The sequence below is a fragment of the Kitasatospora sp. NPDC059973 genome (assembly GCF_042737525.1).
In the GTDB taxonomy this organism is placed as follows: domain Bacteria; phylum Actinomycetota; class Actinomycetes; order Streptomycetales; family Streptomycetaceae; genus Kitasatospora.
In genome coordinates, this window is sequence record NZ_JBHWUI010000115.1 from 17687 (window position 1) to 27187 (window position 9501).

Here is a 9501-nt window from a genome sequence, read left to right on the forward strand (position 1 = left end):
GAGCCCGGTCGACCCTACGGTTGAGCGGGTCCGCTCTTCTCGCCCTCACCCGCGGGTTCTCACCGCGCGGCACCCGGGTCGCAGCCCGGAGGCTGCGCGGGAGGGGTGCGGTGCAGGGCCGGGTGCGGTGCGGCCGGGGCCGCACCGCACTGGCCATCCGGACGGGGGGAGCGGGAGCCGAAGGTGGTCCTCACCGCGGACCCGGCCCCGGGACAGCGACCGCGGTGTGATGTGGCCATCACCTCGCAGGCGCACACGATCCGGTCGAAGGCCGGGCAGGTGCCACGTCCGGATCCGGGCCGCCGCCCCGTTCTCCTCGTCAAGGCGGGGGCCAATCCCCCGGGAGTCGGTACGAAGGGGGCCGGCCCTCCCGCCGGTCTACCGGCAGAGGGCCGCGTCCACGTCGGCGGCGATACGCGGCTTGGCCTCGACGGCGGGCACGGTGGTCACCGCGATGTTGGCGGCGCGGCCGTCCTCCGTGACGCCGCCGCGGGTCACATAGCCGGGGAGGGTACCGCCGTGGCCCCAGTAGACGCCGCCGCACGTCAGCGGGAAGCTGATCAGACCCAGCCCGTAGCGGGCCCCCTGGCCGAGGTGCTCGTCCGCCGGGACGGTCGTGCGCATCTGCGCGAGCAGCTCCGGGGCGATCAGGCCGCCGCCGATCAGCGTCGTGTAGAACCGGTTCAGATCGGTGTTCGTGGAGACCAGCGCCCCCGCGGCCCAACCCCAGGACATGTCCTGCCGCGTCACGTCGGTGAGCGGGCCGCCCGGCGTCAGCCGGTCGTAGCCCTCGGGGTGCGCCTCGTGCACGGTGGTGTCCCCCGGGACCGGGAAGTAGGTGTGCCGCAGACCGATCCGGTCGATGACGCGGTGGGTGATCTCCTCTCCCACCGGCCGGCCTGTGATCCTCTGGATGATCATCCCGGCGACCAGGTACCCGGTGTTGCTGTACTTCCAGCCGTCGCCAGGGGTGAAGTCGGACGTGTGGGCGAGCGCGAGGTCGAGCAGTTCCCGGGGCTCGTAGTAGCGGTCCAGCCGGTCGCCCTCCAGGTATTCCGTGTAGTTGGGCAGCCCCGAGGTGTGCTGGAGGAGCTGACGGACGGTGATGTTCCGTCCGTCGATGCCGTCCCCGCGCAGCAGGCCGGGCAGGTAGGTGTCGACGAAGGCGTCGAGCCCCACCTTGCCCTCGCCGACCAGTTGCAGCAAGACCACCGAGGTGAAGGCCTTGGTGTTGCTGCCGACCCGCACCTGGCCGTCCACCGGCACCTTCGCCCCGGTGGTCAGGTCACCGACTCCGGCCGTGTAGCGGCGGGTCCGGCCGTCCCGGCCGGTGACGGTGGCCAGCGCGGCCGGAGCCTTGAAGTCCCTCACCAGGGCCTCCAACCGCTGCTGGACTCCGTCCGGCCGACGCGAGGCGGACGCGGCGTCACCGACGGTCGCCGGGTCAGCGGCGACGGCCGTGGAAGCCCCGGAGCCCGGGGACGCCGTGGCGGCCGAGGACGCCGTGGCGGCCGGAGTCGCCGTGGCGGAGGTCGGCACGCCGATCGTCAACGTGCCGAGCGTCAGTGCGCCGGCGATGACGGCCACCGCTGTGCGGGCCCGCCCGCCGGGTCGGGGACGGAGGCGGAACCGGGGCGACACACGCTCGTTCACGAAGGAACTCCTGTCGATGGAGGGTTCCCGGGGCCTCCCGGGTGGCTTCCAGCGAACCACCCACCGCCCATGAGGGTCGTCCGCGCACAGGACGAGACCGCCCCCTCGCCGCTGCGCCCCCGGGATGACACCTCCGGGACCGCGGTCCCACCCACCCGTCCTCCCGGAGCCCGACGCCCCGCCCCGAGCGGCACCCCCCTTCCTTCTGCGCCCCCGCCGTTGCGGTGGAACGCTTCGTCGCAGCGCTCGTCCTGCGACCGGGATGGTCCACCGTGATCGGAAGGCGGCTCGCGGGATGAGCGCACGCGCCATGGCTGGTATTACTGGGGGATGCAGGAAGAGACGGCACGCTCCGCGATCGACACGTTCATCTCCGCGTTCAACACCTCGGACGACAGCTATGTGACTGCCCTGCTCTCCCGGGCCCTGACCTCAGACGTGGTCTTCTGGGGACCGTTGGGTCGCAGCGAAGGAATCGCGGCAGTCGAGCGGTTCGTGCTGGACATCCGACGCCACCCGGCGGGGAGCGGCACGATGGTGCGCTGCTCGGCGGTGGACATGCCTGACGAGTGGGCCCGGTACCAGTGGGTCTTCACCACGCCGGATGGAGGCCCCCGCCTGGCGGGAACGGACGTCGTCCATCTACGGCGGAGCCTCATCGACCAGTTCATCGTCTTTGCGGGGGAGATCGAGCCGTCCGCCTCCTGAGTCGTCCTTCTGTCGCTGTCCTTCTCCTGAACGTGCCCCGTCGGCGTTCGGGGGCTGAGGTTCGCGGTCGCTCAGGCCGCGATGTTGAGGCGGCGTCCGCCCCAGCCGATGCCCTTCTCACTGCGGACAGCCGAACGGCCAGAATCATCTCCCAGGCACACACGGGCGGTGCCACCACCGCCCGTGCAGGGACGGTGGAGAACGGCTCCCTCACCCGCCTGAGCGTCAGCGGGCCGCACCCTTCCGGGGGACGGGCGGGGAGCCGGGGTGCGGCGGCGGCGCCCCGAACCCCTGGCCGTCGGCCACGCGCCGTGGGATCGTCCGCAGGTGACCGACACCGCTGCCGGGGCAATGACCTCGGAACGCCCGGACGACCGCGTTGCGTCCGCGCTCCGATTCTCGACGGAACTCGTCGCCTGGGTGGCCACCCCCTGGGCGCTGGCCGACCACTCGTGGCTGCTTGCCACCCTCTCCGTACTGGCCCTGATCGGCCTTCCGACGTTCTTCTCCACCCCGGGGGACAAAGCCAACGTGGTCGTCGCGGTGCCGGGTTGGGCCACGATCCTGCTGGTACTGCTCCAGCTCGCGGCGGCGGTGGTCTCCTCGTGGCTGGCCTGGCCCGCCTGGGTGGCGGCCCTCGTGACCGTACTGGCCGCCGCCACCCTCTTCACGGAGCGTCGACGCTGGCGGTGGCTGGTCTCCGCACGCCGACGCGCAGGCTGAGGCTGCCCGCTGCCCTTTGCCCGCTGCGGAGTTGACCGGCCCGGGTCCCCCGCGGGGTCCGCGACATTCGCGCCGACGCCCCGCTCCCCCGGCCAGCGTGCCGAAACTAACTTCGAAGAACCGCAAGCCAGCGCCCCGCCATGACGTCGGCGAGACCATCGAACGCGAACCCGCGCTCCAAGCGCGCCTGGCCCTCGAGGTCGGGGATCAAGCTGAGATCGCCTCTCAGCGCTGCCTATGATCCGGTCCAGAACGGCGGTCGGACTGCCGCCCCCGCGCCGCCGACGGCACACTCCACGTCACGCCAACGCCGCAGCCAGGCAGACCAGTTCGCGGTTCGACCGCTGACCTCTCCCTGATGGCCGCACTCGACCTGTTCGGGTGGCGGTGGAGCCTGCGCATCCTCTGGGAGCTGAGCGGCGGCCCCGTGCGGGCACTGCGCAAGGCGCTGGAGAAGCAGGGCGTTGTCGCGGGGCAGCCACGGCGCGGCGGCGAAACCGTCCGCTTCGGACATACCTCGCCACCGATACCCCGTCATCCCACGACCCGGTTTCCACCCGAACGGGATCACCTGGGCCGCCCGCGCCGAACAAAGGCGGATGCGCGGCGCGTTCGGGGGTAGCCGGGGTTGTACCGGCCCAGCCGCACCCGCGGAGGACTCGGCCGTACATCGGACGCCGACGGGCGGGCCACGCACCCGGCCCTCGCCGACGAAAGGGGACAGCTGTGAAGAACCCGGCACAGGAGACCGTCGCGCATGCCGCCGAGGCGGTTCGCGACACGGTCACCAAAACCGCCCGGACCATGCGTGACCACGCCCCGAAGGATGTCCTGGACCGCGCCGGAAACCTGGCGGCCCAGGCCCGCGGTACGGCGGCGCATGCCGGGCGTGTCGCGGCGGACCACACCCCGGCGCAGGTCCGCTCGAAGGCGGGCCGGGCCGTGGGGGCCGCCCGCGCCAACCGGTCGCCGCTGCTGGCAGCCGCCGCGGCAGCCGTCCTCGCGGTGGTCCTGCTCCGCAGCCTGCTCGGACGGCGCCGGTGAAGGCCGCCAAGATCGCCTACAGGCCGGTCGGCCTGCTGCTGGGCGCATCCGCCGGCCTCCTGGCCGGCGCCCTCTTCAAGCAGACCTGGAAGGTCGTGGGCCACGACGACGACGCGCCGAACGCGACCGACGAGCACCGTACCTGGCTGGAGATACTCGTCGCGGCCGCCCTCCAGGGCGCGATCTTCGGCACCGTGAAGGCCGCCGTCGAACGGGGAGGCGCGGCCGCCACCCACCGCCTGACGGGCACCTGGCCCGCCTGAACCACGGCAATTTCGAGCTGGAACGCGCCCCCGGCTCCGGTTCGCGCCGAGCCCTACGACCCCCGGCGGTCGCCCCGTTCACGCCCGGGCCGAGGGCCGGGCGTGAACGGGGCCTCGACCCCACCGGCCGGACACCGGGCCAACCCGCTTCCACTGGTTCCACTGATTCCACTGGTTCCACCAGGGAGGGAAGCACAAGCGGGGGCGTCGAGCACGAGCGGGCACCGGGCGTTCTGCGCCTGCTGCCCCTCGGGATGGCACGCGGCGTGTTGTCGGCGGGCTCGGAAGAAGTCGAGGCCGGCCTTGCTCGGCCATCTCCAGTAGCCGAACCTCAGCCGCCCGCCCTGCTCCCGGCGCCACGGTACCCCGATCGCCGGTCGCCGATCGCCGATCGCCGGTCGCCGGTCGCCGGTCGCCGGTCGCCGGTCGAACCAGGGTTGGTCCACCCGTTGGTGGGAAGGTGCTCGGTGGTCGGCCGGTACGGTCGGCCACGAGGTGCAGGCAGGTGAACGATGATGACCTATCCCACCAACCCGGCGGGCAGCGGTGCGGTGCAGAAACCCGCGACGACGGCCCCCACGCCCCCCGGCGACTACGCGGCCGCAGCAGCCGAGCCCCCGTCGGCGCCCGGTACCGGGCCCGGACGCCCCGGGCCGAAGCGCCCCGGTCCCGTGGCCGCGGTACGGCAGCAGGACGCCTCGGGGCCGCCCGCCGGCAGAACGACCCTTCTGAAGGGCGCGGTGGCAAGGATCGTGGCCACCGCCGCCTGCGAGGTTCCGGGTGTCCACCGGCTGGGCGGCGGGCCTTCGCTCACCCATGGCAATCACGGGGGCGCTGATCGGAACGACCCCGCTCGCGGGGTGGAGGTGGAGGTCGGCGAACGGCAGGCCGCCGTCGACCTCGATGTCGTGACGGAGTACGGGTTCTCCATCCCGCGCACGGTCGACGCTCTCCGGGCCGCCGTGGTCGCCGCAGTGGAGCAGATGACCGGCCTGGAGGTGGTCGAGGTGAACGTCCGCGTCACCGATGTCCACCTGCCGCAGGACGACCTCCCGGCGGCGGGCGAGACACCACGGGTCATCTGACCCGGCCCCTCGGGGCCGTCCGGGGCCCACCCGTACGGCCTGTCCGGGCGCCCGGTCGACCGGTCCCGGTCGGCCCGATCACCGCAGGCCCGCTCCCGCACTCCCCGGGCCGGCTTCGAGCACCGAGTAGCAGGAACGACCGGCCGCCCGCGCAGGCACGGACGGCCCCTGAGCCTCCTCTCTCCAGCGGCAGGGCACGCGCATGGCCAGGAGGGCGACATCGTCGTGGTTGTCCGGCGGGAACGTGGTCGGAGAGGCGTTCGCCGAACGTTCCCAGTGGGTGGCGGGCCAGAGCCGTGGCGTGAGGACGCGGTCGGGCCAGCCCGGCGGTGCAGAGCAGAGCAGGCGGGTGGAGCCGGGCCGGCAGCTGGACGGTGACGTCGGCGCGGGTGGCCCCGGCCTTCTGAAGATCCGCGCCCTCCTGGCCGTCCGGGGCCCGGCTACGCAGCTGCGCCAGTCGAGGCGCTGGTGGTGGAAGCGGGCGAGGCCGCCCAGGAGGCCCGACACGGCCGACTCGCCGCCTCGGGCCCCGGTGGCCGCACCGAGCGGGGCGGCGTGCGCGGCTCCGCCCGGTGCGGCCACCGCGCCGAGGACGGCGGCAGGGCAGGCCGGCCGCGGCGCCGCTGGAGAGGCCACCCAGCGCAACCACTTAGCTGCACCAAGGAGTCGATCACCCTCCGCACGCCCGCTGATCACCCAGCCACGCGCCGCCCCCGCCGGTGCGGCGCAGGGGCGGTTCGGGAGGAACTCAGACCGCCGCCCGCGCGGGGCCGTCGGCCGGGGAGCCCTGCGCCGGGTCGATCCGGTTGTCCGCGCTCAGGACGTCGCCGGTCAGGGGTGATCCGGATGCGCGTCGCAGCGCGCCGACGGCGGGGTCGGAGATGGAGACCGTGAGCCGGTAGGGCGGGTCGCCGATGATGGTGTTCGACGAGTCCAGCGGTGCCACGAGCACCCGCTGGAGCGCGAAGCCGTCGTACCCCGGGCACAGCGCCTGCGCGGGGAGCGTGACCCCCGCCGATCCGCCGCTGCCCGGCGTGATGCGGACCTTGCCTTCCGGGGACGGGACCTCGTCATCGGAGAGCGTGACCGGCAGGCCGTACGCACCGCCGACGATCCCCTCGGGTCCTTCGATCTCCACGGCCACGCCCTCCGGGCCGAGCGGGCCCGACAGTTCGAGCTCGCGCTCCGTGCCGGGGCCCAGTAGCAGATCGATGGTGAACTCCCCCTGGTCGTCGACCCCGTGTCGCCCGAAGCCGTAGGAGCCGAGGACCAGCTGCGGGCCCGGTGTGCGGCGACCCCGCCGTTCGCCCCGGCCGGTGGGCTCGGGGACAGGTGTGACCGGCGGTGTGAAGTGGTGGAAGTTCTTGGTACCGCACCGGCTCCCGATGAACGTGCCGCCGCCCGGCAGCGCCGCGTCGGTCGTCGGCCTCGGCGCAGTCGTGGGCAGGGCCGGGGCCGGAGGCCAGGCCGAGAAGGCGGGCCCAGCGGCAGATGCCGGCCCCGGAGAATCGGACCGGTTCGGGTCGAGCCACGGATTCCGGTAGGTGACCAGGCCGCCGACCGCGGCCACGAGCACTACCCACGGGATGAGGTTCCGCGCCTTTTCGTTCATGTACGCCCTCCCAGACAGCGGGACACCTTATCGGACTCCCACCACATATGATCAACTGCTTGATCTCGTCCTTCGGCAGGCCCGAACCCTCACGAGGCGGCGGCGGGCTGTCAGGGCTACGGCTCGCGGGGGCGCAGAGCGTCGCTCTACCGCGGACCAGTCGGTTGAATTCCTCGGCGTGGACAGGATGTTGGCCTCGAACGCCGTACTGGCTGGTTCCTCGTACTGGATCATGGTGCGGTCATGCGCCGGTGGCGCTCTCCTCGGGAGTGCACGGACGCGTTCGGTGCATCCTGGCCCTGCGACATCCTGCTCGCGGCACCCTGCTCGGCCGTAAGGTCCTCGTGCGGTTCGCGGACCGGCCCCGGGCGAGGGGCGGCGGCCCGGCCGCTCCACCGGCACACGACGCAGCACCCCCCCCCCGCCGCAGGAGCGGCGGGGGGGTGCTGCGCTTCTCGATGAAGTGCTTGAAGCGCTTGCCATCGCACGCGCCGGACCTCCGAGTACGTGGCCGCCCCTGCGAGTCCGACCACGCGGCCCCTGAGGTCGCCACGGGGATCCCGCTCCCACCGTCCGGCGCCTCCTGCTCCTCCGCGGCGCCGATAAGCGGGCTTCCGCCGTACAGGGGGCCGGCCGGGCACGCACGGCGCACGATGCGCGAGCACCGCACGGCACCGTCACGGTCGAACGGCGGCGGTCCGCCCACGCACGTCAGCGGCGCGGGCGCATCTCGGAGTGGGCGAGCGACGCGGCGCCCCTTCCGGGACGCCTCCCTCCCGGCACCGAGCCAGGATCGGCCGGAGTCGGCGGTGGAGGCTGGACAGCTGAAACGTCACACCGCGCGCGACCCGCGACCCGGCCCGATCACTCCAACGCCAGGGACCGCGGGAGTCACAGATCCGACGCCCGCGGAGGTGGCCCGCTGAGCCGTCATCCGCACCGCCGCCCGGCGGCCGCTACCGGGCGGTGCTCTCCGGGGTGATCGTGTAGATCTCCACCTCGCCGAGGTAGAGCAGGTCGTGGACGTACTCGTCGAAGTCGTCGTACAGCAGGTTCTCCGTCCAGATCCGGTGGTCCATGATCCACGTGACCAGGGCCCCCCGGTCGTCGAGGGCGAGCAGCCGGTCCAGTTCCTCCTGTGCGGAGCGGGCCTCGTCCGGACCGATCGAGTCGTGCTCGCCGGCCACCGCGCGGGCCAGCGTGGCGTCGATCTCGTCGCCGTAGCGCAGCACGGTCTGCTGTGCGAGCGCCCGCTTCGTCGCCGCGGCCGAGAGGATGCCGAACGGGTGCGAGGCGTAGGTGCCGTCGGGCAGCTTGACGGTGTTCTCCCGCTCGAAGTCGCTGCCTTCGGCCTTCGGGTCGGCGTTGACGAACGCCACCCGGCTCCCCGGCGGAGCCAGGCGCAGCAACTGCGGCTCGTCCGTGTCGACGACGGGCTCAAGTGTTCGGAGGCGGTCGGAAGCGGGGGTGCGCAACCGGAACTCGGCGCCCTGCGAGTCCCTGAACCAGAGCTTGCGGTGAGTCAGCCCGGTGGATCCGTGCTCCTTGAGATCGAACGGCCGCGCGACCCGCCGGTCGAAGGCGTCGCTCCCGACCGCCTCGGCCCACGCGCCGAGTTGGACGGCTTGCACGAACGTGGCGCAGTCCAGCGTCCAGGCGGCGGAGTGGTCCACCAGGTCGCGCACCGCGCTGTACGGCGAACTGCCGGTGCGCAGCCGAAGGAAGGCGTCGTCCCCGTGCCCCTGTTGCACCCAGTTCAGGCGGTTGAACGTCTTGTCCCGACCGCTGTTCTCGAACACGGGCCTTCCGGCGAGGATGCTGCGCGCGGTGAGGTCGACCTGCCCCCGGTAGGCGTAGGCGTAGCCGTCACCGCCGACGAGGCAGCCGCCCAGGCTCACCAGGACGGCGTCCAGCGAGGAGAACTCCGTCCGGCCGGCCTCTGCCAGCTCCGGCAGTGCGGCGACATAACCGGCGTGCCAGAGCACGTCGCTGCCCTTCTCCGCCGCCAACCCCGCGATCCTGGCGAGAAGTTCCTGTGCCGTGTAGCGCTGCCCAGCAACCGTGAACACCACTGCCCCCCATCCGCTTCGAGCGACTCCACTCCCCTGCGGTGGGACACTAGTGACACCCCGTCACCCTGTCTACGCGATCCGCGGATCCCGGGCGGTGCCGGGCACGCCCGGGCGGTGCCGCGCGGCGCCTGGCGGGACGGGCCCGGTCGCCGCGCGGGACGCACCGTCAGCGGTGACCCAGCACGTTGACCACGCGCCCGCTGGGGTCGCGGACGAAGAACCGTCGTACGCCCCACTCCTCGTCCCGCAAGGGGTGAACGATCTCGGCACCGCTCTCCCGCATGAGCGCGTAGGCCGCGTCCACGTCGTCCACCTCGACGCTCATGTCGGGTGTGACCGGC

At 73.0% G+C, this 9501-nt stretch carries 9 protein-coding genes; 5 read left to right on the forward strand and 4 right to left on the reverse strand.

The window, feature by feature from the left end:
• Positions 1-378 precede the first annotated feature (378 nt).
• Positions 379-1653: a serine hydrolase domain-containing protein gene (locus ACFWA9_RS27125; RefSeq protein WP_380390401.1), complete on the reverse strand. Its 1275-nt coding sequence runs from the start codon at positions 1651-1653 to the stop codon at positions 379-381.
• 330 nt (positions 1654-1983) lie between these two features.
• Here ACFWA9_RS27125 and ACFWA9_RS27130 point away from each other — a divergent pair, with 330 nt between their 5' ends.
• The 5 genes from ACFWA9_RS27130 to ACFWA9_RS27150 all read left to right on the forward strand — a co-directional run bounded on the left by ACFWA9_RS27130 (position 1984) and on the right by ACFWA9_RS27150 (position 5476).
• A complete protein-coding gene (locus ACFWA9_RS27130) occupies positions 1984-2361 on the forward strand; it encodes a nuclear transport factor 2 family protein (RefSeq protein ID WP_329485116.1) in 378 nt (125 codons plus the stop codon).
• A 351-nt stretch (positions 2362-2712) separates the two neighbouring features.
• The gene (locus ACFWA9_RS27135) at positions 2713-3084 is read left to right on the forward strand and encodes a hypothetical protein (RefSeq protein ID WP_380390413.1); all 372 of its coding nucleotides are present in this window, start codon (positions 2713-2715) and stop codon (positions 3082-3084) included.
• A 726-nt stretch (positions 3085-3810) separates the two neighbouring features.
• Entirely contained in the window at positions 3811-4128 is a 318-nt protein-coding gene (locus ACFWA9_RS27140) for a hypothetical protein (protein ID WP_352292540.1), read from the forward strand.
• The gene (locus ACFWA9_RS27145; protein WP_380390403.1) at positions 4125-4391 is read left to right on the forward strand and encodes a DUF4235 domain-containing protein; all 267 of its coding nucleotides are present in this window, start codon (positions 4125-4127) and stop codon (positions 4389-4391) included. Before ACFWA9_RS27140 ends, ACFWA9_RS27145 begins: the two co-directional genes overlap by 4 nt.
• Positions 4392-4906: 515 nt before the next feature.
• On the forward strand, positions 4907-5476 hold the full coding sequence (locus ACFWA9_RS27150) for an Asp23/Gls24 family envelope stress response protein (protein WP_380390405.1): 570 nt from the start codon (positions 4907-4909) through the stop codon (positions 5474-5476).
• A 748-nt stretch (positions 5477-6224) separates the two neighbouring features.
• Here the strand turns inward: ACFWA9_RS27150 and ACFWA9_RS27155 are convergent.
• From ACFWA9_RS27155 to ACFWA9_RS27165, 3 genes are all read right to left on the reverse strand, one after another.
• Positions 6225-7088, reverse strand: coding sequence for a hypothetical protein (locus ACFWA9_RS27155; protein ID WP_380390407.1), 864 nt, complete (start codon positions 7086-7088; stop codon positions 6225-6227).
• Positions 7089-8044: 956 nt separating this feature from the next.
• On the reverse strand, positions 8045-9157 hold the full coding sequence (locus tag ACFWA9_RS27160) for a hypothetical protein (protein WP_380390409.1): 1113 nt from the start codon (positions 9155-9157) through the stop codon (positions 8045-8047).
• A gap of 169 nt (positions 9158-9326) precedes the next feature.
• A partial coding sequence (locus tag ACFWA9_RS27165; protein WP_380390415.1) for a VOC family protein occupies positions 9327-9501 on the reverse strand: 175 nt, incomplete at its 5' end.

What these genes read in the sequence shown, in the direction of transcription:
- ACFWA9_RS27130 (WP_329485116.1), top strand. Translation starts at nt 1,984, where the DNA reads ATGCAGGAAGAGACGGCACGCTCCGCGATCGACACGTTCATCTCCGCG.
- ACFWA9_RS27135 (WP_380390413.1), top strand. Translation starts at nt 2,713, where the DNA reads ATGACCTCGGAACGCCCGGACGACCGCGTTGCGTCCGCGCTCCGATTC.
- ACFWA9_RS27150 (WP_380390405.1), top strand. Translation starts at nt 4,907, where the DNA reads ATGACCTATCCCACCAACCCGGCGGGCAGCGGTGCGGTGCAGAAACCC.
- ACFWA9_RS27155 (WP_380390407.1), bottom strand. Translation starts at nt 7,088, where the DNA reads ATGAACGAAAAGGCGCGGAACCTCATCCCGTGGGTAGTGCTCGTGGCC.